The organism is Comamonas guangdongensis (assembly GCF_041079535.1).
Taxonomy (GTDB): Bacteria; Pseudomonadota; Gammaproteobacteria; order Burkholderiales; family Burkholderiaceae_C; genus Comamonas; species Comamonas guangdongensis.
The window spans coordinates 174,445-199,267 of sequence record NZ_JBFYGN010000003.1 but is presented as its reverse complement, the minus strand read 5'-3'; the positions used below and the strand labels follow the sequence as shown (position 1 = coordinate 199,267).

Sequence of the window (24,823 nt, the reverse complement as noted above, 5' to 3'; positions counted from 1 at the left end):
TCTTCTGGGGCTTTTCGCCCTAGCGGCCCGCTCGCTTGCTGCGGCCTATGCGCGGCAGATCGGCATAGCGCAGCTGCTGCTCCAGCGTCGCCGCATGGGCTTGCAGCTTGGCCAGCAGGCCGTCGAAAAGCGCCAGCTCCTCATCGCTGAGCGCGGAAACGATGTCGGCATGGATGCGGGCCATCTCGGGCAGGATGAGCGCGTACATGCGCCGCCCCTCCTCGGTCAGGTAGATGGCCACGCGCCGCCGGTCGCCCTCCAGCGGGCGGCGCAGCACCCAGCCCTTGCCCTCCAGCCCGCTCAGCGCACGCGAGGTGCGCGCCCGGTCCAGCAGCGCTTTCTGCGCCAGCTCCGAGGACAGCAGCCCCTCATGGGTGGCCACGGTCGCCATCACCCCCCACTCGCGGCGCGTGAGGCCGAAGCGGGCCTCGCACATGCGCATGGCCACACCGCCCGCCACGCCGAAGAAGCGGTTGATGCGAAACAGCAGCATCTGGTGAATGGAGGTCGGCTCTCGGGTATTCACGGAAATCAGTTGATTAGATCAATTGTGGTGCCGACTCCTACAGTCGCAGCTCCACCAACAGAGACAAGGGAAACCGGCCGGGATTTTCCCAAAGCCCCGCGGTTTCCGCAAACCAGAGAGTGATGCCATGCCCCATCCGATCGCCGTTCGCCGCCGTCTTCTCCAGGCCAGCCTGAGCCTGCTGCTGGGCTGCGCGGCCTCTGCCGGCCATGCCCAGCCCGAGCCGGCAGCCAGCTGGCCCAGCAAACCCGTGCGCGTGATCGTGCCCTTCGCGCCCGCCGGCGCCGCCGACATCCTGGCGCGCAGCGTCAGCAAGTTGCTGCAGCGCGAGACCAAGCAGGCTTTCGTGGTGGACAACCGTCCCGGCGCGGGCGGCAATATCGGCTCGGACAACGCGGCCAAGGCCGCCGCAGACGGCTACACGCTGCTGATAGGCATCGACACCACCCTCACCGTCAACCCCTTCATCTACAAGAGCATGCCGTTCAAGAACAGCGATCTGCGTCCCGTGATGCTGATCGCCTCGCAAGGCATGATGGTGGCCGTCAATCCCAGGACCGGCATCAAGACGCTGGGCCAGTTCCTGGAGCGCGGCCAGAAGGACGGCCTCACGCTCAGCTCGGCCGGCTACGGCACGCCCGGCCATCTGGCCTCGGCCATCCTGAGCAGCGAAACCGGCGCCAAGGTCAGCCATGTGCCCTACAAGGGCAATGCGCCGGCCAGCACCGCCATTCTGGCGGGCGAGGTGGATGGCGGCATCATCAGCTCCTCGGCCATGCTGGGCCAGGTCAGCGCAGGCAAGGTCATGCCGCTGGCCGTGACCACGGCCAAACGCAATCCGCTGGTGCCCAGCGTGCCCACCGTGGCCGAACTCGGCCACAAGAGCCTCGAGCAGGAAGTGCTGTTTGTGCTCTGGGTCCCGGCCGCCATGCCCGAGCCCCTGGTGCAGAAGATTCAGGCCGCCCTGGAGCAGGCCATGAAGGACCCTCAGCTGCGCGAGCGCATGCGCACCAACGACCTGGCCTACGAAGGTCTGACCGGCGATGCGGCCGCCAAGCGCCTGCAAAGCACGGCCAGCCGCTACAAGGCCGTGATCCAGGCCACCGGCATGAAGATGGAATAACGGCCCGGGGCCTGCCAGCGCCCCGGCCTCTCTACGCATAACAACTCCCCGCTTTCCATGACTCGCCCCAACATCATCTTCATCGTGGCCGACGACCTGGGCTATGCCGACCTGGGCTGCTACGGCGGCCGCGAGGCCGACTTCGGTCCTGTTTCACCCGTGCTCGACTCGCTGGCGAAAAACGGCCTCAAGCTCACCCAGGGCTATGCCAATTCGCCCGTGTGCTCGCCCACGCGCTTCGCGCTGGCCACGGCACGCTGGCAGTACCGGCTGCGCGGCGCGGCCGAGGAACCCATCAACAGCAAGACCCGCGGCACGCCGCTGGGCGCCAAGCTGGGCCTGCCTCCCGAGATTCCCACCGTGGCCTCGCTGCTCAAGGACGCGGGCTACCGCACAGCGCTGATCGGCAAATGGCATCTGGGCTACCCGCCCCACTTCGGCCCGCTGCGTTCAGGCTATGAGGAATACTTCGGCCCCATGTCGGGCGGCGTGGACTATTTCACCCATCTGAGCTCGGCCGGCCAGCACGACCTGTGGGTGGGCGAGGAGGAACACCACGACGAGGGCTATCTCACCGACCTGCTGTCGCAGCGCAGCGTGGACTTCGTCAACCGCATGAGCGAGGGCGATGCCCCCTTCTTCCTGAGCCTGCACTACACGGCCCCGCACTGGCCCTGGGAGACCCGCGACGACCGCGAAGCCGCCGAGCAGCTGGGCGCGGGCATCACCCATCTGGCCGGCGGCAACATCCACCAGTACCGCCGCATGATCCATCACATGGACGAAGGCATAGGCTGGATCGTCGAGGCGCTGCGCAGCAACGGCCAGCTGGACAACACGCTGATCGTCTTCACCAGCGACAACGGCGGCGAGCGCTTCTCGGACAGCTGGCCTCTCGTGGGCGGCAAGATGGACCTGACCGAAGGCGGCATCCGCGTGCCCTGGATCGCACACTGGCCCGCCGTGATAGGCGCGGGCCGCAGCAGCACCCAGCAATGCATGAGCATGGACTGGTCGGCCACGGTACTCGATGTCGCGGGCGTGGCCGCCGATCCCGGCTATCCGCTGGACGGCATCTCCATCCTCCCGGTCCTGCAGGGCGAAGGCGCGGAGTTCGCCCGCCCGCTGTACTGGCGCATGCTCTACCGCGGCCAGCGCGCGCTGCGCGTGGGTGAGTGGAAATATCTGCAGGTCGAAGGCAATGAATACCTGTTCAATCTGTCCCGGGACGAGCGCGAGCGCGCCAATCTGGCGGCTCAGGAGCCCGAGCGGCTGCAGCGCATGCGCGCCGACTGGGAAGCCTGGAACGCCGGCATGCCGGCGATTGCGGACGATGCCAGCTACAGCCTGGTCTACACGCTAAAGAACATGCCCGCGAGGTGACAAACCGCCGGGCAGCAGCCCGGCCGGCGGCCATGCACGACAATAGCGCCCATGTCTTTGACCGCGCCTTTGCATCCTGCCGCCCAAGCCCTGGCCGCAGGCGCTTCCGAAATCATTGTTGCCTATGCCGACGGTCCCGCCGATGCGACCAAGGCCTGGGATGGACTGAACCTGCCCCATCTGCAAGCCCTGCTGGCCACGCTTGCGCCCAGCAGTGTGGTGCAGGGCAGCGAACTGGATTTCTCTCCCCCTCACGAACGCGTGCTGGCCGGCGCCATGCAGCTGCCCGATACCGCGGGCCTGATTCCCTGGGCCGCTCTGGCGGCGCGCGAAACGGCGCAGGCCTGCGCCTTCATCACGCCATGCCACTGGCATATCACGCCCGATCAGGTCCACCAGACCGACCCGGCGAGCACGCCGCTGAGCGAGGACGAATCGCGCCAGCTGCTGGCGCTGATCCAGCCCTGGTTCAGCGACGACGGCATCGAACTCGAATATCTGCGTCCCGACACCTGGCTGGCGCGCGGCGCGGCTTTCGAGAAGCTGGCCACAGCCTCCATGGACCGGGCTCTGGGGCGCGATGTGCGCCCCTGGTTTCCCGACCCGATTCAGGGCGCCGTCATCCAGCGCCTGCAGACCGAGCTGCAGATGCTGCTCTACACCCATGTCTTCAACGACCGGCGCAGCGAACGCGGCCTGCCCCCCATCAACTCCTTCTGGGTGCATGGCACGGGCAGCCTGCCAAGCCTGCCCGCGGCGGCGCCGCAGGCCGTGTGCATCGACGATCTGAGCCGACCCGCGCTGCAAGGCGATGTGCAGGGCTGGCGCCAGGCCTGGCAGCAGCTCGACGCGGGCCTGATCGCCCAGCTGCAGCAGCGCGCCGCCCGCGGCGAGCCCGTCACGCTCACGCTCTGCGGCGAGCGCAATGCCGTGCAATGGACGAGTGCATCACGCGGCTTCATGGACAGAATCAAGAACCTTTTCAGCCCCAAGCGCTTACCTGATCTGCGAGAAATGCTATGAAAAATGCCACCCACGCTTTCTCGCTTCGCGTAGTTCGCTGCCCCCCGAGGGGGCCGCATTTTCATCTTGGGGCGGCCCGGCGATGAAAATCATTACTCGCGATATTCCCGGCGACAGCGTCTCGGCCCTGCAGCAGGCCGGCATTCATCCGCTGCTGGCCCAGCTCTATGCGGCGCGCGGCGTGTGCTCGCCCGACGAGCTCGATGAGGCACCGGCCCGGCTGCTGGCACCGTCCGGCCTGCGCGGCATCGATACCGCCGTGCAGTTGCTGGCCGATGCCATCGCACAGCAAAAGCGCCTGTGCATCGTGGCCGACTATGACTGCGACGGCGCCACCGCCTGCGCCGTGGGCCTGCGCGGCCTGCGCCTGCTGGGCGCGGCACATGTCGACTATCTGGTGCCCGACCGCGTGGTCGACGGCTACGGCCTCACCGCCCCCATCTCGCGCCGCGTCAAGGAAACCGGCGCCGACCTGCTGATCACCGTGGACAACGGTATTGCCAGCGTCGAGGGAGTGGCGGTAGCCAAGGAGCTTGGCCTGTCCGTCCTGGTCACCGACCACCACCTGCCGGGAGAACATCTGCCGCGGGCCGATGCCATCGTCAACCCCAACCAGCCGGGCTGCGGCTTCGAGAGCAAGTCCATGGCCGGCGTGGGCGTGATGTTCTACGTGCTGCTGGCCCTGCGCACCGAGCTGCGCGCGCGCGGCCGCTTCGATCGCCACAACCAGCCGCGGCTGGAGACCCTGCTGCCGCTGGTGGCCCTGGGCACCGTGGCCGATGTGGTCAAGCTCGACGCCAACAACCGCCGCCTCGTGGCCCTGGGCCTCAAGCAGATCCGCAAGGGCCAGATGCAGCCCGGCATACGCGCGCTGTTTGACGCCGCGGGCCGTCGCTTCGACGCCGCCACCACCTTCGACTTCGGCTTCGCTTTAGGCCCGCGCATCAACGCGGCCGGCCGTCTGGCCGACATGACGATCGGCATCGAATGCCTGAGCACCGAGGACGCGGGCCGCGCCGACAATCTGGCGCGCATGCTGGACAGCATCAACCGCGAGCGTCGCGAGATCGAGGTCGGCATGCGCGAGCATGCGCTGCTCATGGCCGAGGGCCTGTGCGAGGATGGCATGACGCCGCCGCCGGCCATCAGCGTCTTCGACCCCGACTTCCACGAAGGCGTGGTCGGCATCGTGGCCTCGCGCATCAAGGACAAGCTGCACCGCCCCAGCTTTGTATTCGCTGCCAGTGGCGCACCCGGTAAGGAGCATGAGCTCAAGGGCTCGGGCCGCTCGATTCCCGGCTTTCATCTGCGCGATGCGCTGGATCTGGTCAGCAAGCGCCACCCCGGCCTGCTGCTGCGCTTTGGCGGCCATGCCATGGCGGCCGGCTGCACCATCGAGGAGGCACGCTTCGACGAATTCGAGCAGGCCCTGGCCCAGGTGGCCCAGGAATGGCTAGACGCCGCCACGCTCACGCGCCGCCTCGAAACCGACGGTCCGCTCGCTCCGCAGTGGCTGGATACCGAACTCGTGGACCAGCTGCAGCTGGCCGTCTGGGGCCAGGGCTTTGCGGCCCCCACTTTCAGCGAGGAACTGGAAGTCATGTCGCAGCGCCTGGTCGGCGAGAAGCACCTCAAGCTTGAGCTGCTGCACCACGGCGCCAAGGTCGACGGCATCTGGTTCAACCACACCGACCCTCTGCCCAGCCGCATGACCCTGGCCTACCGCCTGGACATCAACGAGTGGCGAGGCGAACGCAGGGTGCAGTTCCTCGTGGAGGCCGCCGCCTCAAGTGAGTGAAGGAGTTTTTCTTACTCGGCCCCAGCCCCCCTCTAGGGGGCTCTTTTTTGCCCTAGAAATACCTTTTAACTAACGACAGAAAAAGCTTGATTGGAATTTTTTTGATCAATACCATTTGCTCAACGAGTTTGAGTAATTGATAGATATTTTTAATTTTGTTGCATGTCTTCTGAAGCGTGAACCGGCACGGATGACTAGAACACGGCCCCCAGGTCGGCAGCCCATCTGATGCCCAGCGTCAACAGCTGACGCGGAACGCGCTTCGCAAGACCCATAGCGAATGGGGGTGTACCGTGAACTTCTCCGAATTCCGAGCCGCAACCGAGTTGGTCGGCACGCTTCTCGCCGATCCGCGCTCGCTCACGCTGCTGCTGCTTTTGCTGGCAGCCTCCATCTGCGATCTGCGCTCCCGCCGCATCCCCAATCTGCTGACCTTCGGCGGCACCGCCCTGGCGCTGCTGTTCAGCTTCTTTGCCCCGCACCATGGCGGCGGTCCGCTGTGGGCCCTGGGCGGGCTGGCCACGGGCCTGGCGCTCATGCTGCCGCTGTATGTGCTGCGCGCCATGGGCGCCGGCGACGTCAAGCTGATGGCCATGACCGGCGCTTTCCTAGGTCCCAACGGCGCCTGGCATGCAGTGATTTTCGTCTTCATCGCAGGCGGCATTGCGGCGGTGACCTACGCACTGTGGCATCGCATGGCCGCCAAACTTATACGCAATGTGCAGCAAACCACGCAACTGCTGTTCATCACGGTCGCCGCAGGGGGCCTGCCCGACGCCCGAACAGCTTCGGCGCAGTCGGTAGGCAAGCTGCCTTACGGCGTCAGCATCGCCCTCGGAACCACTGCGTTCCTGGTGGCTAGGCAGTTCGCTTGGATTTAACACTTACAACGGCATAGCGGGAGGTCCCCATGAAAAACCTCAAGGCTCTGGGCTTGTTCGTCTTGGCTGCACTCGCCAGCCTGGCCGCTGCGGTCTACGCAGCGAACTGGGTCGCCCGGCGGGGCAGCATAGACGCCGACAAGGTGGTCGTCGCGGTCACCGATATTCCACTGGGCAGCAGGATCACGCCCACCATGCTGGATACCGCAGACTGGCCCCGTGGCTCGATTCCGGCCGGCGCTTTCCACGACGTACAGAAGCTGCAGGATCGCGTCGCCAAGGTCGGCGTTCTGCGCGGCGAAGCCGTGCTGGAAGGCAAGCTGGCGCCCGAGGGTACCAAGGGCGGACTGGCCGCCATCATCGCTCCGGGCAAACGGGCCATGACGGTGCGCGTCAACGATGTGGTCGGTGTCGCGGGCTTTGCGCTGCCCGGCAACTACGTGGACGTGGTGGTCAACGCCCAGCAAGAGCAGAACGGCAAAATGGAAGAGGCGCGCCAGATCAGCAAGACCGTGCTGGAAAACGTGCTGGTGCTGGCCGTGGCACAGGAAGCGGGCCGCGATGAGACCAAGCCCAAGGTGGTGAGCGCCGTGACGCTGGAACTCAGTCCCGAAGATGCCGAAAAGCTGGACCTGGCACGCAGCGTGGGCAATCTCTCTCTGGTACTGCGCAACCAGGTCGACAAGGACCCGGTGACTACCGCCGGCATCACCAAGCACCAGCTGTTCGGCACGCCCGAACCGGTTTCGGCAAGCGCTCCCGTCAAGGTGGCGGCCTCCGCCAAACCCGCGGTGCAGCGCGCACGGCCCGCTCCGCAGTCCTCGCCAGCCACATGCGTCGAGGTGATCCAGGACGGCAGCCGCACGCTCAACTGCTTCTGACTTCCAACAACCAACAACTTAGAGAGGTAGGCCGTGCAATACCATCACCTATACATGGCAGCCAGCATGCTGCTCGCCGGTGCCGCACCGGCACTGTCCGCCGAGGCCCAACCGGCTGGTACCCCTGCGCCCGCCGCGCCCCGCGCCGCCGCCCCCTCTGCAGCCTCGGTGCCGGCTCGGCGTTGCACGGCCATCCGCATGGAAGATCCGGCCACCGTCACGCTGGGCAAATCCGTGGTGATTCCGCTGAGCTCCCCCATGGCTCGCATTCTGGTCAGCGGGCAGACGCCCGGCAACAACCAGGCGGCGGCGCCCGCCGGCGGCCAGATGCAAATGCAGACGCAGGAGCAGACAGGCATCGGCGACATCGAGGTGCAGCTGCTCAGTCCCAGGGATCTGTTCTTTCGCGGCCGCAGGTCCGGCGCCATGAACGTCATCCTGCAGAATGCCCAGGGCACCTGCTTCATCAAGGATGTGGTCGTGACCATCGACCCCGGTCCGCTGCAGGCCAAGCTCTCCGAACTCATGCCCGAGGAACGCGGCATCCGTGTCCAGGGCGCCGACAACGCCCTGGTGCTCAGCGGTGAAATCAGCAACCCGCTGCGCCTGGATGACGTGGTGACGCTGGCCAGTGCCTACAGCGACAGCAAGAAGATCGTCAACCTGCTGCGCACCACCTCGCCGCATCAGGTGATGCTAGAAGTCAAGATCGCCGAGGTCAGCAAGACCTTGCTCGACAAGCTGGGCTCCAGCATTGCCGGCCAGCGCGTGACCAGCAATGGCATGAACACCTACACCATTCTCTCCAGCTTCCTGAGCAATGGCGGCGGACTGCTGAACGCCATGCGCATAGGCAAGGCCTCGCTGAGCATAGACGGCCAGAAGGACGACGGCCTGGTGCGGGTTCTGGCCGAGCCCAACATCATGGCCATCAGCGGCCAGCAGGCCAGCTTTCTCTCGGGCGGCAAGATCTTCATTCCCGTGGCTCAGACCAACACCACCGGCATACCGGTGATGACGCTGGAGGAAAAAGAGTTCGGCATAGGCGTCAAGTTCACGCCCACCGTGCTCGGCAATTCACGCGTCAACCTCAAGCTGGTGTCCGAAGTGTCCGACCTGTCACAGACCGGCTCGCCCTTCACCACGATCAACGGCGTCACCTCCATCATCCCTTCGCTCACGGTGCGGCGCGCCGACACCACGGTGCAGCTCAATGACGGGCAAAGCCTGGTGATTGCCGGCCTCATCAAGAACAACATCACCGAAGCCGTCAAGCGCTTTCCGGGTCTGGGCGAAATCCCCGTGCTCGGAGCTCTGGCCCGCAGCACGGAATTCCAGACCGATCAGACCGAGCTGATGTTCGTCATCACCCCGCGCCTGGTACAGGCTCTGGCCGAAGCACCGCGCGTACCCACCGACAACCATGTGCCGCCCTCGCGCACCGAGGTCTATCTGAACGGCGCACTTGAAGGCTCCAAACCGGCCCCCGCCCCGCAGACACAGGCCCCCGCAGCCATGCCTGCCGCAACGCCGGCCTCCATGACGGAGCCCGCTCCGGCGCCCGCGCCGCTGACACAGGCCCCTGCGGCAATGCCGGCCTCGATGCCTGCGGCCATGGCCGAGCCCGTACCGGCTGCGGCCGCCTCCCCCGCGGAGCTCCAACCTCAATCGCCGGCAGAGCCCGCCGCCGGGCGCACCGATCCCCAGAACTCGCCCTCATAACAGCGGAGGCTCGCCATGATCAAGAACACCATCCTGCTTCCACTGGCCACCACCGCCTTGCTGGCCGGCTGCAGCACCACCACCCCGAACTATGACGCCCATTTCGGCGAGGCCGTGCGCACCGCCCGCATGCAGATGACCATCAACCCCGATGCCGGCAAGACCGTTGGCGTCGGCACCGATGGCGCCACCGGCATGGACGGCCGCGCCACACGGCGCACCATGGAGAGGTACGAGCAAAGCTACAAGACCCCGCCGCAGGTGGTCAACGTCATCAACATCGGTGGCTCGCTGACCGGTAACAACTCGGGCAGCGGCAGCGGTACCGGTGGAAGCACGCCCTGAACCGCGAAGTTTCGACCACAGGCTTAACAATTTCAGCCAATCAGATCCCGAAAGGAGTCCAGATCGCACACCGGCCTTGCACGCCAGCCACCGGCCTCACACGCCGACGTTTCCGATATGTCTCCAATCCCTTTATCCACTTACGAGGTTTCATCATGTCCAACATCGCTCATCAATTTGGCAATTCCCTGCTGTCCTTCGCCCGTGACGAGGAAGGCGCTCAAGTCGTCGAATACGCACTGATCATCGCCGTGGTCTCGATTGCGCTGGTGGTTGCGCTCAAAGCCCTCACCGCCTCCGGCGGCGGCTTCAGTTCCTTCATCACGCGCGTTTCCAACTGCCTGACCACCACCACCTGCTCGTAACCGGGACCCGTCCTGGATACAGGAGAACGCCATGTACCCGTCCGCTCTATGGAACGATCACCTGCGCCGCCTCGCGCAGGATGATGAAGGCGCGCAGGTTGTCGAATATGCGCTGATCATCGCCGTTGTATCCATCGCGCTGGTACTGGCATTGCAGGGCCTGGCCGGTGGCAAGTTCGCAGATTTCATCACCCGAGTCACGAACTGTCTGACCACCAGCACATGTACCTGAAAGCCATGTCAACGCGGGAAGGCGCGGCGGCCATGCTGCCGCGCCGACCGCCCCCGACATGCCACCACATAACCGCTTATCCCGTCCAATGAGAGTCCATCATGAGCACCCGCATTCTTGCCTCGATTCTGGCGCGGCGTGCCGGAGGCACCGGCCGCCGCGGCGCACAGCGCCGGCAACATGGAGCCATCATCATCACAGCGGCTCTGGCCCTCTTGCTACTGCTGGGCTTCATGGGCATCGCCCTGGACTTCGGCCGCATGTTCATCGTCAAGACCGAGCTGCAAACCGCGCTGGACAGCTGCGCGCTGGCCGCCGCGCGTGAACTCAATGGACAGTCAGACGCCATCACCCGCGCGGTCAGCGCGGGCAGCGCGGCCGGCAATCTGAACGGTGTGAATCTGCAGTCGGCCAACTGGAGCGGCCAGGGCCAGATCACGGCTGCCGATATCAGCTTCCTCGACAAAAACTACGCGGCCACCACGGCCCCGGCGTCCGCCGTCTATTCGCAGTGCACGCACACGCAATCCAATATCCACCTGTGGCTGATGCAGGCCATGGGGGCTTTCTCGGGAAACACCGCCGGCTTCCCCGCCAACGGCAGCGTAAGCACCCGCGCCGTGGCGACCCGCGCCCCCTCTCAAACAGCTTGCATCATTCCCGTTGTGCTGCCGCAGGGCTCCTACGTCACCGGCCAATGGATCACCTTCGACCCCAAGAACGGCCCCATGACCTGGGGCAATCTGGACGGCACAACCGACGCCAACACAACCAACAGCGAAATGCGCGACGGCTACTGCATCTCGCCCTCGCCCAATCAGTCCATCACTACGCCAGGCACCAAGACCACGGTGGTCGAATACTGGAACTTCCGCTTCGGCATCTACAAGAGCAACCCCAGCTCTCCCACGGGCCAGCCCGATTACTCCAGCTTCATCTACAACACCTCCAATTGGCAGGGGCACGACGGGGCAGGCAATATCGGCAATGCCTATCAGGGAAGCTCTGCCAATGGCACGCCCAACTTTCTGGCCCAGCGCTTGGCCTTCACGCCTTGTGGAGCCACCCCGGCGGCATGCGGCATCAGCACCGGCGGCTACCAGACCGTGGCCCAGACACCCACCCTCAAGGCTACGGGTGCCGACCGCCGCATCGTGCCCATACCCATTGTTGGTGGCGGCATTTTCAAGAACCAATTTGCCTGCATGCTGATGCTGGACCCCCTTCAGCCTAGCTCTACGGTGGCGCATTTCGAGTACCTGGGCTTGGCGAGCGCACCCAACAGCCCCTGCTTTACCAGCGGCTTTGCAGGCGGAACCATAGGCCCGTTGGTACCGGTACTGGTGAGGTGAACATCATGCGCACAGACCATAGACAACGAGGGGTAGAGCTGGTCGAGCTGGCTTTGACTCTTCCTTTTCTGATCCTGATGAGCATCCTGGTCGCCGAATTCGGCCGTGCGCTGTATGAGTACAACACCGTCACCAAGTCGGTGCGTGATGGTGCGCGCTACCTCTCGGCCCAGCTGCCCAACACCAATTGCACCCAGGCACAGAATCTGGTGGTCTACGGTCAGACCACGGCCGGCACCACGCCGCTGGCACCTGGGCTGAACACCGGCGCGGTGAGCTGCGCCTGGCAAAGCAGCGGCACCTACCCGCAAAACATCAGCACCGTGACGGTGACGGTGACCGCCTACCGCTTCAAGTTCATGCTGGGCAGCGTCTTCGGCACCAAGCTGGGCGACGCCAGCGGAGGGCTGACCTTCAGCAATATCGCCGCCACGATGAGGACAGAGACATGAAAGCGCTGCACCACTCCCGCGCCGCACATGGCGCCACGACTATCGAGTTCGCCCTCGCCCTGCTCGTCTTCCTGATGTTTCTGTTCGGCGTCCTGGATTTCAGCCGCATGCTTTTCACCTGGGTGGCCGCCAACGAAACGGCGCGTGCGGGCGCGCGCTACGCGGCGGTATGCGACGACACCACCCATCAGGCCCAGGTGCTGGCCCATATGCAGGCCCTGCTGCCCCAGATCAGCACCATCAACACGAGCTGGCTGCCGTCCGGCTGTACCAGCGCGACCTGCCAGAGCGTCACCGTCACGATTACCGGGCTGAAGTTTCAGTGGATCTCGCCCATCGCGGGCGCGGGTCTGCGAGCCGCCATTCCCATGCCGAGTTTTTCCACCACGCTGCCCCGGGAGGTCATGCGTCAGGACCCCAACAGCAGCACGGCCTGCGCCAGCTAAACCAAGAGTGAGCACATCATGAAAATCACCATCATCTCCCCCAACACCCTCCATCTCCAGGAGATGGTCCATGTGCTGCAGCAACATTCGCATCAGGTGCGAACCTTCGAGGGAGGCAAGACGCGCATGCCGGCGATCGCCGAGCAGGAGCTGCCGGACCTGATGATCGTCGACGGCATGTGCTGCGATCCCGCAGACCTGGCCCCGGTGGAATATGTGACCACACATCACCCACGCACCACCGTGGTCCTGCTGTGCGCCCAGCAGACGCCAGAGTTCCTGCTGCAGTCCATGCGGGCGGGCGTGCGCGAGGTTCTGCCCTCGCCCCCGCCGCCGCAGGCTCTGCTGGAGGCCGTGCAGCGCATCGCCACCAAGCTGCAGGACAGCGCGCCGCAGCGCTCTCAGGGCCAGATCATGGCTTTTCTGCCCTGCAAGGGCGGCAGCGGAGCCACTTTTCTGGCCACCAATCTGGGCTGGATGCTGGCGCGCAAGCATTCCGTGCTGCTCGTGGATCTGAACCTGCAGTTTGGCGACACCCTGGCCTATCTGCATGAAGGCAGGCCGGCCTCGACGCTGGCCGATGTGGCGCGCGACATCCATCGCCTCGATGCCTCGTTTCTGACGGCCAGCACGGTCAAGATCACGCCGCGCCTGCATGTGCTTGCCGCTCCCGAAGAGGCCACCCATGCCATGGAGGTCGAGCCGCTGCATGTGGATGCCATCCTGCAACTGGCCGCCACGCACTATGACTTCGTGCTGCTGGACATGGGCCGCGTGCTGGACCCGCTGGCCCTGCGCGTGCTGGACCGGGCCCAGCTCATCGTTCCCGTGCTGCTGCCCAATGTACCTGCCGTGCGCAATGCGCAAAAGCTGCTGCGCATGTTTCGCGACCTGGGCTACCCGGAAAGCCGCCTGCATCCGGTGCTCAACCGCATGGACAGGCGCAGCGAGATCGGCCTGCCCGAAGTGCGCAAGGCACTGGGCCTGGCCCAGCAATGGCACAGCATTTCCGATGCCCCCCACGAAGTGCAGTCAGCCATCAACGCGGGCGTGCCTCTGGCCGAAGCCAGCCGCGGCAGCAGCGTGGTGCGCGAGCTCACAGCCTGGGCCGACGAACTGTCGCCCCAGACCCAGGAAGACGGCGGCAGCTTCTTGAACCGGCTCTTCCGCCGGGCCTGAACATTCCCTATCGCGCAGAAGGAGACGGCCATGTCATTACGCGACTTTCTTGCCACACCAGCGACACGCGCTCCCAAGCCTGCGCTGCAGATCGTTCCCGAATCAACGGAGATGGAGTCCATGCCCGCGGAGGAAGCGGTACCCGCCCCTTCCGCTCCGATCTACGGTCACTCCCCCGCCTATCTGGCGCTCAGAAGCCGCATCCACGCCAAACTGGTGGAGCGTTTCGACCTGGCCGCCCTGGAGTCGCTGCCCACACAGACGCTGCAGCAGGAAATCGCGACCATGACCGAGCGCCTGCTGACCGAGGACGCAGCGGTCATCAACGATCTGGAACGAAAGCTGCTGATCCGGGACATCCAGCACGAGATGCTGGGTTTCGGCCCCCTGGAGTTGCTGATGGCCGACCCTGCGGTCTCGGACATTCTGGTCAATCGCCACGACCGCATCTATGTGGAGCGCCACGGCCGGCTGGAGCTGACCCCCGTGGTCTTCACCGATGACAAGCATCTGCTGCGCATCATCGACAAGATCGTCTCGCGCATAGGCCGGCGCATCGATGAATCCAGCCCCATGGTCGATGCCCGCCTGCCCGACGGCTCGCGCGTGAATGCCGTCATCCCGCCGGTTGCGCTCGACGGCCCCATGATGTCGATCCGGCGCTTTGCGCGCACGCCGCTGCGCATGGAGAACCTGATCAATGACCTCAAGAGCCTGACGCCGGGCATGGCCGCGGTGCTGGAGGCCCTGGCCAAGGCCAAGGTGAACATGATCATCTCGGGCGGCACCGGCGCCGGCAAGACCACGCTGCTCAACATCCTCTCGGGCTATATCCCTGCGGCGGAACGCGTGGTCACCATCGAGGATGCGGCCGAGCTGCAGCTGCAGCAGCCCCATGTGGTGCGCATGGAAACACGCCCACCCAATATCGAAGGCCGCGGCGAGATCACTCAGCGCTCGCTGGTGCGCAACGCACTGCGCATGCGGCCGGACCGCATCATCATCGGCGAGGTTCGCGGTGCCGAGGCCGTGGACATGCTGCAGGCCATGAACACCGGCCATGAAGGCTCATTGACGACGATTCACGCCAATACCCCGCGCGATTCTCTGGCGCGGCTGGAAAACATGGTCGGCATGGCGGGCCTGAATCTGCCCCACCAGGCCGCACGCCAGCAGATTGCCTCGGCCATCACGGTGATCGTGCAGGTTCTGCGGCTGACGGACGGCAAGCGCAAAGTCACCAGCATTCAGGAGATCACCGGCATGGAGGGCGAGGTCGTCACCATGCAGGAAATCTTCTCCTACACCCAGACCGGCGTCGGTGCCGGCGGCGAGGTCCAGGGCTATTTCCATGCCTCGGGCGTCAGGCCCAAGTTCGCCGATAGGCTCAAAGGCTTTGGCATCGCATTGCCGGACACCATCTTCGATCCCGAGCGCCACTATCAGTGAACGCCCTGAAAAGGAGCCGCCATGCCATCCTTTTTTTCCTCCCATTCGGTCCTCATGATCGTGGTCCTGGTGTTTGCCGCCATGCTGCTGCTGCTCGAAGCTTTGCACATGATGTGGAAGCAGTACAAAGGCCCCGAGGCAAAGCGGCTTGAGCGCCGCCTGCAGGCCTTGTCCGCGGCCCATGACAGCAGCACGCAGACCAAGCTAGTCAAGGAACGCGTGCTCAGCGATATGCCGCTGCTGGAGCGCATGCTGCAGCGCATGCCGCGTGCCCACCAGTTGGACCGTTTCATCCTGCAGTCCGGTCTGGAGTGGACGGTTTCGGGCCTGCTGCTCAGCTGTTCGATACTGTTTGCACTCGGCATGCTGGCGGCAGTCATGCTGCGCCAGTCCATGGAGCTGGGTGCCATCGTGGGCGCCGTACTGGGCTCCCTGCCCTGGCTCTATCTGCAGCGCAAGCGCCGCCAGCGCCTGGGCCTGATGGAACGCCAGCTCCCCGAAGCCCTGGATCTGATTGCGCGGGCGCTGCGCGCCGGCCATGCATTCTCCGCCGGCCTGCAGATGGCCGGCGAGGAACTGGCCGAGCCCATCGCCAGCGAATTCCGCCTGGTGCATGACGAGATCAACTACGGCACTTCACTGCAGCAGGCCCTGAGCAATCTGGGCGAGCGGGTACCGGTCACCGATCTGCGCTACTTCATCGTGGCCGTACTCATACAGCGCGAATCCGGCGGCAACCTGACGGAGATGCTGAGCAATCTGAGCCACCTTATCCGCGAGCGGCTCAAGCTCCATGCCAAGGTCCGCGTGCTGTCTTCCGAAGGACGGATGTCGGCCTGGATTCTGGGGCTCATGCCTTTCGCGCTGGCCGCGCTGCTGAATCTGTTGAACCCCGAGTTCATGTCCGCGCTGTGGACCGATCCCATCGGCATCATCATCCTGAAATGGCTGGCCGTGCTGATGCTGATCGGCATGCTGATGATGCGTCGCATCATCCGCATCCGGGTATGAGCCCATCTGGAACGCAAGGAGTCCGTCATGCTGATCGTCGCCCTGCTCACCTTCACTGCCGTCATGCTGGCCGCAGGAGCCCTGTTCTTCTGGATCACTCCAACGACTACGGAACAGCGCCTGCAGGCACTGGCGCCAACTACCGACGATAGAGGCTGGACGGAAACCGCGGTCAAGCTGGTCGGCCCGTTTGCCCAGCTGTCATCGCCCACTGCGGGTATCGACGCCACGCCCTTGCGCCTGCGCTTTCTGAACGCCGGCATCCGCAATGAGAGCGCGCCCCTGCTGTACTTCGGGGTCAAGACGCTGCTGCCCGTGATTGCGGCGCTGGCTGTGTATTCGCTGATGCTGGCCTCCGGCACGACGGATAGCACCCAACTCCTGCTCTGCACCTTGGTGGCGGCCCTTGTGGCCTGCTACCTGCCCAATCTGGTGCTGCGCTGGATGGCGTCGCAACGCAGGCGCGAGATCTTCGAGAACTTTCCCGATGCGGCCGACCTGATGCTGGTCTGCGTGGAAGCCGGCATGGGGCTGGATGCCGCCCTGGGCAAGGTCACCGAGGAGATCCGCATCAAAAGCGAAGCCCTGGCCGAGGAGCTGCACTGGACCAATCTGGAGATGCGCGCCGGCAGCACCCGCGAGAAATCCCTGCGCAACCTGGCAGCGCGCACCGGCGTGGATGAGATCCACACCTTCGCGGCCATGCTGACCCAGGCCGACCGGTTCGGCACCAGCATCGGCGAATCGCTGCGCGTGTTCTCCGACGACCTGCGCCACAAGCGGCAGATGCGCGCCGAAGAACTGGCTGCCAAGATTCCCACCAAGATGCTGCTGCCGCTGGTGACCTGCATCTTCCCGGCCATCGTGATGGTGGTTCTTGGCCCGGCCATAATCCGGATCGTGCGCATGATCATGCCCATGATTGCCGGGAGCATTTGAAGGAGAGCCTGCGTCGGGCACGCAAGTTCGTTTTCAGAAGCTCGCCCAGCTCTCGCCCTGCGCGTGCGAATGACTGACGGCCAGTGGCTGCGCCTTCCTCATCACGAACGCGGGCTGGCCCTGAGAACGCAGCCTGGCAGGCTGTGCCATGGCGGGCGCCAGCTTGGGCACCGGCATCTGTGTGACAGCCGCCTGCTCTTCACGCCCCAGCCGGAAAACCGCCACCACCTTGGCCAGGCGCCGTGCCTGCTCCTGCATCGACAGCGCCGCCGCACTGGACTCCTCCACCAGCGCCGCATTCTGCTGCGTCATCTGGTCCAGATTGCTCACCGCCTGATTCACCTGGCCGATGCCGTCGCGCTGCTCGGTCGACGAGGCCGTGATCTCGCCGATCAGATCGCTGACCCGGCGCACGCTGGAGACGATCTCGTTCATGCTCTTGCCCGCCAGTTCCACCTGCTGCGAGCCCGATTGCACGTTGTCCACGCTGGTGGTGATGAGCTGCTTGATCTCTTTGGCCGCCTCGGCGCTGCGCTGGGCCAGGCTGCGCACCTCGCCCGCCACCACCGCAAAACCGCGGCCCTGCTCGCCGGCGCGGGCCGCTTCCACGGCTGCGTTGAGCGCCAGGATATTGGTCTGGAAGGCAATGGAGTCGATCACGCCGATGATGTCCGCAATCTTGCGGCTGCTGTCGGTGATCTGCGCCATGCTCTGCACCACCTGCTCCACCACACGGCCGCCCTGCTCGGCGGCCTGAGCCGCTGTCGAGGCCAGCTGGTTGGCCTGGCGCGCCGTATCGGCGGACTGGGTGACGGTGGCCGTCAGCTCTTCCATGCTGGCCGCGGTTTCCTCAAGGTTGGCCGCCGTCTGCTCGGTGCGGGCCGACAGGTCCTGGTTGCCCGTGGCAATCTGGCCCGAGGCCGAGGACACGGACTCCACGCCCGAGCGCACCTGGCCGACCACCGAGCGCAGACGCTCGGTCATGGCGTTCAGCGACTGGTGCAACTGGCCCAGCTCGTCATCGCGCCCATGCCGGGTGCTGGCGCTCAGATCGCCGCCGGCGATCGCGTCGGCCAAGCCCACGGCCTGCACCAGCGGCTGCGTGATGGAACGCATGATGAAGGCCGCCGTCACCAGGCCCAGCAGGATGAGCAGGCCACAAGCCGCGACGATCACCACATAGGCCTGCGCCCGCCTGGCCACGCCTTCTTCGATGGCCTCGCTCTTGTAGCGCTCCTGCAGCTCCACGTAGGCATCCAGCGCTTCGTAGTACTTTTGCGCCAAAGGGCTGAGCTTCTGCTCGATCAGCTGCTGCGAACGCTCGAATTCACGCGTGCGACGGGCCTCGTCCACCTCTTTGTTCACGGCAAACAGCTTGTCGCGGTACCCACCGACTTCGGCCATGCGTTGGCGAGCCTCGTCGGTAGTGACCTGCGCCTCCACGGCCTGGCGCAGGGTATTGATGCGGCCGATGAGCTTGCTCATCTCCTTGTACTGGTGCTCGACCAGGTTTTCCTCGGTGGACATGGCGGCCGCCGTGAAGCGGTCCATGCTCATCTGCGTCAGGATGTGCCACTCCTTGGCCTGCGCCGCCGCATTTTGGGCTCGCACGACCTCGGCCAAGATGCCCTCGTTGACACGCTTTGAATACCAGAGACTGCCGGCCACTACCAGCAACATGCCCGCCAGCAGGGCGATCACCAGCGCCCACAGCTTCTGGGCCACGGTGAATTGAAACAACTTCATGAACCAACCAATCCAGACAAGAACAGCCACACACAGGTACGTCCGCATCGTGAACTTCGGGCTGACTTTTCCATGACTCTGGCGGTCAATTCCTGGCCCCTGACGTCCTCCCCAATCAATTACAGCCAGGCGGAATAGGTCCGGCCGGCTGTAATTAAATATTAATAATTGTTACAAGCATTTTCCAGACGACTCGCGACTCTTGTTATCAGGGCTTTCCCGCTTTCCACATTTCGTGAACTCATTAGGCAGACATGAAAAAGCCCACAGCTGCACGAACGCAGATGTGGGCCTAAATGGGAAGGACAGGGCTATTTAGAAAGTTTCCCAGTCGCCGTCATTCGCCTCCGCAGTCGGCTTGGACTTGGCCGCCGCCAAGGCGGGGGCACTGGCCGCAGGCTTGCTGACCGGCTTGCCGGCGGCCACGGGCTTGACGGGAGCCATGGCCGGCACGGGACGGCTGGCCGGGCGTTGCCCCGCAGCGCCCCTGGCATAACCGTGCTCCTGGCCCAGCTTGAAGACGGCCACCACCTCGGCCAGGCGCCGTGCCTGCTCCTGCATCGACAGCGCCGCCGCACTGGACTCCTCCACCAGCGCCGCATTCTGCTGCGTCATCTGGTCCAGATTGCTCACCGCCTGATTCACCTGGCCGATGCCGTCGCGCTGCTCGGTCGACGAGGCCGTGATCTCGCCGATCAGATCGCTGACCCGGCGCACGCTGGAGACGATCTCGTTCATGCTCTTGCCCGCCAGTTCCACCTGCTGCGAGCCCGATTGCACGTTGTCCACGCTGGTGGTGATGAGCTGCTTGATCTCTTTGGCCGCCTCGGCGCTGCGCTGGGCCAGGCTGCGCACCTCGCCCGCCACCACCGCAAAACCGCGGCCCTGCTCGCCGGCGCGGGCCGCTTCCACGGCTGCGTTGAGCGCCAGGATATTGGTCTGGAAGGCAATGGAGTCGATCACGCCGATGATGTCCGCAATCTTGCGGCTGCTGTCGGTGATCTGCGCCATGCTCTGCACCACCTGCTCCACCACACGGCCGCCCTGCTCGGCGGCCTGAGCCGCTGTCGAGGCCAGCTGGTTGGCCTGGCGCGCCGTATCGGCGGACTGGGTGACGGTGGCCGTCAGCTCTTCCATGCTGGCCGCGGTTTCCTCAAGGTTGGCCGCCGTCTGCTCGGTGCGGGCCGACAGGTCCTGGTTGCCCGTGGCAATCTGGCCCGAGGCCGAGGACACGGACTCCACGCCCGAGCGCACCTGGCCGACCACCGAGCGCAGACGCTCGGTCATGGTGTTCAGGGATTTGAGCAGACGCCCCAGTTCATCATGGCGCTGGTTGTTGACCGAAGCGGTCAAATCGCCCTCGGCAATGCTGTCGGCCAAAGCCACGGCATCATGCAGCGGACGGGTGATAGTGCGCAGGATCAGGGTCGCGGCAATCAGCCCCAGCACCACGATCAGGCCACAGGCCACGGCAATTACCACATAGGCATGGCGCTGGCTTCTCTCGCCGTCGGCAATCGCCTGATCACGACGCTGCTCCTGCAACTGCTCAAACTTCTGCTGCGCATCCAGGTATTCCCGGGTCACGGGCCGCAGCCGCTTTTCCACGATATCGATCGCACCAGCAAAGTCGCTGCCGGTGCGTGCCTGCTGCGCGGCCGAATTGGCTTCCAGGGTCTTGCGGCGCAGCTCGGCAATCTGCTCCAGCAACTTGCGTGAGTCGGCATCGCTCGCCATCTCGACCACCTGCTTTTGCAATTCGTTGTTACGCGTGATGCCATCGCTCATCAGCTTGCGCTGCTGCTCAACCAGTGTTTCCTCGGTGGACGTGGCCGCCACAATGGAGCGGTCCACGCTGAGCTCGGCCAGATGACGCCACTCATTGACCAGATTGGCAGCCCTCTGGGCCTGATCGACCTGACGCGCCGTCTCGCCAAAGACATTATTCAAATACACCAGGCTGCCAGCGGCCAGCAGCAACATGCCGGCCAGCAGACCGAGCACCAAGGCCCATAGCTTCTGGGCCACCGTGAACTGATTCAATCTCATGTACTCTTTTGCCTCATCAACCGCAGGTCTGCTTCGCCAGCTCATCTGGCCAATACGTGCATGCGTTCCATCGTTCATCGGCGGCTTGCCGAAAAAATTAAACTTTGTTACACAGCCGGCACCCCAGGGTTGCCGTCAGGCCTCGGGCTCCAGGGCGCGCCTACAATGAAGCAGTGTCCAGAACCTACTTGAACGCCGATCTTCACTGTCACTCCGTGGTGTCGGACGGCACTTTGACTCCCGAACAGCTGGCCGAGCGCGCCGCAGCGCGCGGCGTGGAGCTGTGGGCGCTGACCGACCACGACGAGGTCGGCGGTCAGCACCGGGCGGCCGCAGCGGCCAATGCCGCAGGACTCGACTATCTGACCGGTACCGAGATCTCGGTCAGCTTTGCGGGCCATACCGTGCATATCGTGGGCCTGGGTTTCGATGCCGACGATGCGGCCCTGAGCCAGGGCCTGTACGACACCCGCAACGGCCGCGGCCCGCGCGCCCGCGAAATGGCGCAGCAGCTGGAGCAGGCCGGCATTGCCGGAGCCTACGAGGGCGCGCTGCGCCATGCGGGCAACCCCGAGCTGATCTCACGCACGCATTTCGCCCGCTATCTGGTGGAAACCGGGGTCTGCAGCGACACCTACGATGTCTTTCGGCACTACCTGACCGAGGGCAAGCCCGGCTATGTTCCCCACACCTGGGCCAGGCTGCGCGATGCCGTGAGCTGGATCGTCAACGCCGGAGGGCTGGCCGTGATCGCCCATCCGGCCCGCTATGACTTCAGCGCCAACGAGGAATACGCGCTGTTCTCGGAATTCAAACAGCTGGGCGGCCGGGGCGTCGAAGTCATCACGGGCAGCCACCGCCCGCACGAATATCTGAGCTATGCCGATCTGGCCCGGGAGTTCGACCTGGCCGCATCGCGCGGCAGCGACTTCCACAGTCCCGATGAGTCGCAGGTCGACCTCGGCCAGCTGCCCTATCTGCCCGCCAGCCTGACACCGGTGTGGGATCTGCTGCAGGACCGCATACAACGCGCATGAACACCAAGGGAAGCAAGCATGACGACCCGCTTTGAAGTCTATCCAGAGAACCCTCAGCCCCGCATCATCAAGCAGGCCGCAGAAATGCTGCGCAAGGGCGCGATCTTTGCCGTGCCCACCGACTCCAGCTATGCGCTGGTCTGCCACCTCGACGACAAGAATGCCGTCGACCGGCTGCGCCGCATTCGCCAGATCAATGACAAGCACCACCTCACGCTGCTCTGCCGCGATCTGTCGGAACTCGCCAACTACGCACGCGTGGACAATCGCCAATACCGTCTGCTCAAGCTGGCCACGCCCGGCCCCTACACCTTTATTCTCGAGGCCAGCAAGGAAGTACCCAAGCGCCTGAGCCACCCCTCGCGCAAGACCATCGGCCTGCGCGTGCCGGACCGCAAGGGGCTGCAGCTGCTGCTGGCGGAGCTGGGCGAGCCGCTGCTGGCCACCACCCTGATCGCCCCTGGCGAAACCGAGCCGCTCAACGATGCCGACGCCATCCTCGAGCGCTTTCCGCATGAGCTGGATGCCGTGGTGGACTCCGGCGCCTGCCCGCAGCAGCCGACCACCGTGCTGGACCTGACTCCCATGGCCATGAACAATCCGCCCATCGTGGTGCGCCAGGGCCTGGGCAGCCTGGAATCCCTGGGCCTGCAGGCTGGCTGAAGCAATATTGAAGCTGATCGCGCTCTGCAACACTAGGCTGCAGCGCGATTTCGCTTCAGTTCAAGACTCTTCGTAAGCCAAGGCCGGCCTGGCCTGCGCCGCAGGCTGGGCACGCATGCCCACGGGAGCCAGCGACGGCCGCGACATGGGCACAGCCGCGGGCGTCTCGTCATCATCGAGCTTGAAGGCCCCCACGGCCTGCTGCAGATCCTGGGTGCGGGCGTTGAGCGCCACGGCCGCCTGTGTGGCCTGCATGACCAGGGCTGCATTTTCCTGATTGGTGCTGTCCATATGCGCCACGGCCGTGTTCACATGGGCAATGCCTTCGCTCTGCTCCCGTAGCGCCTGGGAGATCTCGCCCAGCAGGCTGGTGACCTGGCCCACGGATTGCATGATGTCCTGCATGGTATCGCCGGCCTGGCCCACCAGACCCGCGCCGCTTTCCACCTGGCTCACGCTGGCCGTGATCAGCTCCTTGATCTGCTTGGCCGCTTCGGCGCTGCGCTGGGCCAGGGAACGCACCTCGCTGGCCACCACCGCAAAGCCGCGGCCCTGCTCGCCAGCACGGGCGGCTTCCACGGCCGCGTTCAGCGCCAGGATATTGGTCTGGAAGGCGATGCCCTCGATCACCTGAATGATGTCCACGATCTTGCGCGAGCTGCCGCTGATCGCGTCCATGGTGTGCACCACCTGCCCCACCACATCGCCGCCGCGCTCGGCCGTGGCCGAGGCCGTCACGGCCAGGGAACTGGCCGAATGCGCGCGCTCGGCATTCTGGCGCACCGTGGCGGTGAGCTGCTCCATGCTGGCCGCGGTCTCGGTCAAGGCGCTGACCTGCTGCTCGGTGCGGCTGGAGAGATTGGCATTGCCGGCATCGATTTCGTAGGCCGAAACCGCCAGCGAATCCGTGGACTTCTTGATGCGTCCCACCAACTCGGTCAGCGTGTCCTCCATGGTGCTCAGCGCGGTGAGCAGACGGCCGAACTCGCCCTGGGCATTGGACGAGAACTCCTGGCTCAAATCCCCGGCTGCCACGGTTTCAGCGATCAAGATGGCTTCCTGCAAAGGCTGGACGATGCGCCGGCGCAGGCTGATCCAGGACCAGGTGCAGCAGATGCAGACCCAGACACCCAGCCCCACCAGCCACCAGCGCGAACGCTGCACTTCCTGCATCAGGTTCTGCGACTGCTGCGCCGTCAGCGAGCCCGCCTGCAGCACCTCCAGAACATCGGACATCGCCACCCAGGCAATTCCCATCAACCCCAGCACAAACATGCTGATGCTGGCAAACGCAATCATCAGACGATTGCTCACTGTCATATTTGATCCCCTTGCCCGGTCCAGCCGAACCTCTAGTTATGTGTTGACCTCGCTACCCAGCACATGGTCCCCGACCACCATCCAGGCTGATGTGCGGGTTGCATTTTGCTACAAATGGTTTGCAACACAACTATGCGCAACCCGTATTTCTGCCGACGCAGCTGGCCGGCGACCCGGCGAGACAACGCAAAAGCGCAGCGTCTGAGACAATCAGAGCGTGGAATTCACTGAACTCATCCAAACCGTACTGATCTACGCCCTGCCCGTGCTGTTCGCCATCACCATTCATGAGGCGGCACACGGCTACGCGGCGCGTCATTTCGGCGACAACACCGCGGCCATGATGGGGCGCATCACGCTCAACCCCATCAAGCACATAGATCCCGTCGGCACCATCTTGATGCCGCTGCTGCTGTACTTCGCGACTTCGGGCGCGTTTCTGTTCGGCTATGCCAAGCCCGTGCCCGTGCGCTTCGATCAGTTGCGCCATCCCAAGCGCGACATGATCTGGGTGGCGCTGGCCGGTCCGGCGTCGAACTTCGTGCAAGCCGTGCTCTGGGGCCTGGCCCTGGTGTTGATGGTGGGGGTAGGACTGCACGAGCGCTTCTTCCTCGAGATGTGCCGCGCCGGCATCACCGTCAATCTGGTGATGTGGGCCTTCAATCTGTTTCCGCTGCCGCCGCTGGACGGCGGCCGCATTCTCGTCGGCCTGCTGCCCTGGAGACAGGCGCAGGCCGTGGCCCGCATCGAGCCCTATGGCTTTTTCATCGTCATGGCGCTGGTGATTGCCGGCGTGGTGGGCAGTTACTGGCTGCGCCCGCTGATGAGCCTGGGCTACTCGGCCATCGATCTGATCCTCTACCCCTTCATGGCCTTGCTGCGCTGAGCGCGGCGCCCCGCC

General features: G+C 64.8%; 24 protein-coding genes. 20 read left to right on the top strand and 4 right to left on the bottom strand.

Annotated features, from left to right (window positions below):
• Window positions 1-19: 19 nt before the first annotated feature.
• On the bottom strand, window positions 20-493 hold the full coding sequence (locus AB6724_RS03955) for a MarR family winged helix-turn-helix transcriptional regulator (RefSeq protein WP_369337272.1): 474 nt from the start codon (window positions 491-493) through the stop codon (window positions 20-22).
• A 160-nt stretch (window positions 494-653) separates the two neighbouring features.
• Here AB6724_RS03955 and AB6724_RS03950 point away from each other — a divergent pair, with 160 nt between their 5' ends.
• The 17 genes from AB6724_RS03950 to AB6724_RS03870 all read left to right on the top strand — a co-directional run bounded on the left by AB6724_RS03950 (window position 654) and on the right by AB6724_RS03870 (window position 17,107).
• Complete coding sequence (locus AB6724_RS03950) at window positions 654-1,649, top strand: Bug family tripartite tricarboxylate transporter substrate binding protein (protein ID WP_369337199.1); 996 nt, start codon at window positions 654-656, stop codon at window positions 1,647-1,649.
• A gap of 57 nt (window positions 1,650-1,706) precedes the next feature.
• The gene (locus AB6724_RS03945; protein WP_369337198.1) at window positions 1,707-3,032 is read left to right on the top strand and encodes a sulfatase family protein; all 1,326 of its coding nucleotides are present in this window, start codon (window positions 1,707-1,709) and stop codon (window positions 3,030-3,032) included.
• A 51-nt stretch (window positions 3,033-3,083) separates the two neighbouring features.
• The gene (locus tag AB6724_RS03940) at window positions 3,084-4,055 is read left to right on the top strand and encodes a phosphoglycerate mutase (RefSeq protein ID WP_369337197.1); all 972 of its coding nucleotides are present in this window, start codon (window positions 3,084-3,086) and stop codon (window positions 4,053-4,055) included.
• 82 nt (window positions 4,056-4,137) lie between these two features.
• The gene (gene recJ, locus AB6724_RS03935; protein ID WP_369337196.1) at window positions 4,138-5,853 is read left to right on the top strand and encodes a single-stranded-DNA-specific exonuclease RecJ; all 1,716 of its coding nucleotides are present in this window, start codon (window positions 4,138-4,140) and stop codon (window positions 5,851-5,853) included.
• Between the two features lie 293 nt (window positions 5,854-6,146).
• Entirely contained in the window at window positions 6,147-6,734 is a 588-nt protein-coding gene (locus tag AB6724_RS03930; RefSeq protein WP_369337195.1) for an A24 family peptidase, read from the top strand.
• 29 nt (window positions 6,735-6,763) lie between these two features.
• Window positions 6,764-7,615 (top strand): Flp pilus assembly protein CpaB, encoded by an 852-nt coding sequence (gene cpaB / locus AB6724_RS03925; RefSeq protein WP_369337194.1) that lies wholly within the window; start codon window positions 6,764-6,766, stop codon window positions 7,613-7,615.
• 66 nt (window positions 7,616-7,681) lie between these two features.
• Window positions 7,682-9,337 (top strand): type II and III secretion system protein family protein, encoded by a 1,656-nt coding sequence (locus tag AB6724_RS03920; protein ID WP_369337271.1) that lies wholly within the window; start codon window positions 7,682-7,684, stop codon window positions 9,335-9,337.
• A gap of 15 nt (window positions 9,338-9,352) precedes the next feature.
• A complete protein-coding gene (locus AB6724_RS03915) occupies window positions 9,353-9,682 on the top strand; it encodes a hypothetical protein (RefSeq protein ID WP_369337193.1) in 330 nt (109 codons plus the stop codon).
• Between the two features lie 155 nt (window positions 9,683-9,837).
• A complete protein-coding gene (locus AB6724_RS03910; protein ID WP_369337192.1) occupies window positions 9,838-10,047 on the top strand; it encodes a Flp family type IVb pilin in 210 nt (69 codons plus the stop codon).
• Between the two features lie 31 nt (window positions 10,048-10,078).
• Complete coding sequence (locus tag AB6724_RS03905; protein WP_369337191.1) at window positions 10,079-10,279, top strand: Flp family type IVb pilin; 201 nt, start codon at window positions 10,079-10,081, stop codon at window positions 10,277-10,279.
• Between the two features lie 101 nt (window positions 10,280-10,380).
• Window positions 10,381-11,631: a pilus assembly protein TadG-related protein gene (locus AB6724_RS03900; RefSeq protein WP_369337190.1), complete on the top strand. Its 1,251-nt coding sequence runs from the start codon at window positions 10,381-10,383 to the stop codon at window positions 11,629-11,631.
• A 5-nt stretch (window positions 11,632-11,636) separates the two neighbouring features.
• Window positions 11,637-12,083: a TadE/TadG family type IV pilus assembly protein gene (locus AB6724_RS03895; protein ID WP_369337189.1), complete on the top strand. Its 447-nt coding sequence runs from the start codon at window positions 11,637-11,639 to the stop codon at window positions 12,081-12,083.
• Entirely contained in the window at window positions 12,080-12,529 is a 450-nt protein-coding gene (locus AB6724_RS03890) for a TadE/TadG family type IV pilus assembly protein (RefSeq protein WP_369337188.1), read from the top strand. Before AB6724_RS03895 ends, AB6724_RS03890 begins: the two co-directional genes overlap by 4 nt.
• Before the next feature lie 18 nt (window positions 12,530-12,547).
• The gene (locus tag AB6724_RS03885) at window positions 12,548-13,708 is read left to right on the top strand and encodes a CpaE/TadZ family protein (RefSeq protein WP_369337187.1); all 1,161 of its coding nucleotides are present in this window, start codon (window positions 12,548-12,550) and stop codon (window positions 13,706-13,708) included.
• A 120-nt stretch (window positions 13,709-13,828) separates the two neighbouring features.
• Window positions 13,829-15,157 carry a TadA family conjugal transfer-associated ATPase gene (locus AB6724_RS03880; RefSeq protein ID WP_369337270.1) on the top strand — a complete coding sequence of 443 codons (1,329 nt, stop codon included), beginning with the start codon at window positions 13,829-13,831 and terminating at the stop codon, window positions 15,155-15,157.
• Between the two features lie 21 nt (window positions 15,158-15,178).
• A complete protein-coding gene (locus tag AB6724_RS03875; RefSeq protein WP_369337186.1) occupies window positions 15,179-16,168 on the top strand; it encodes a type II secretion system F family protein in 990 nt (329 codons plus the stop codon).
• Between the two features lie 27 nt (window positions 16,169-16,195).
• Window positions 16,196-17,107, top strand: coding sequence for a type II secretion system F family protein (locus AB6724_RS03870; protein ID WP_369337185.1), 912 nt, complete (start codon window positions 16,196-16,198; stop codon window positions 17,105-17,107).
• A 33-nt stretch (window positions 17,108-17,140) separates the two neighbouring features.
• On the opposite strand, the gene AB6724_RS03865 is transcribed toward AB6724_RS03870, so the two are convergent.
• Entirely contained in the window at window positions 17,141-18,853 is a 1,713-nt protein-coding gene (locus tag AB6724_RS03865) for a methyl-accepting chemotaxis protein (protein WP_369337184.1), read from the bottom strand.
• 315 nt (window positions 18,854-19,168) lie between these two features.
• Window positions 19,169-20,902 (bottom strand): methyl-accepting chemotaxis protein, encoded by a 1,734-nt coding sequence (locus AB6724_RS03860; RefSeq protein WP_369337183.1) that lies wholly within the window; start codon window positions 20,900-20,902, stop codon window positions 19,169-19,171.
• Window positions 20,903-21,075: 173 nt separating this feature from the next.
• Here AB6724_RS03860 and AB6724_RS03855 point away from each other — a divergent pair, with 173 nt between their 5' ends.
• Both AB6724_RS03855 and AB6724_RS03850 read left to right on the top strand, forming a co-directional pair.
• Window positions 21,076-21,939, top strand: coding sequence for a 3',5'-nucleoside bisphosphate phosphatase (locus tag AB6724_RS03855; RefSeq protein WP_369337182.1), 864 nt, complete (start codon window positions 21,076-21,078; stop codon window positions 21,937-21,939).
• An 18-nt stretch (window positions 21,940-21,957) separates the two neighbouring features.
• On the top strand, window positions 21,958-22,602 hold the full coding sequence (locus AB6724_RS03850; protein ID WP_369337181.1) for an L-threonylcarbamoyladenylate synthase: 645 nt from the start codon (window positions 21,958-21,960) through the stop codon (window positions 22,600-22,602).
• A gap of 60 nt (window positions 22,603-22,662) precedes the next feature.
• On the opposite strand, the gene AB6724_RS03845 is transcribed toward AB6724_RS03850, so the two are convergent.
• Window positions 22,663-23,922 (bottom strand): methyl-accepting chemotaxis protein, encoded by a 1,260-nt coding sequence (locus AB6724_RS03845; protein ID WP_369337180.1) that lies wholly within the window; start codon window positions 23,920-23,922, stop codon window positions 22,663-22,665.
• Window positions 23,923-24,139: 217 nt separating this feature from the next.
• On the opposite strand from AB6724_RS03845, the gene AB6724_RS03840 reads away from it, so the two are divergent.
• Complete coding sequence (locus AB6724_RS03840) at window positions 24,140-24,808, top strand: site-2 protease family protein (RefSeq protein ID WP_369337179.1); 669 nt, start codon at window positions 24,140-24,142, stop codon at window positions 24,806-24,808.
• The last annotated feature ends 15 nt before the right edge of the window (window positions 24,809-24,823 follow it).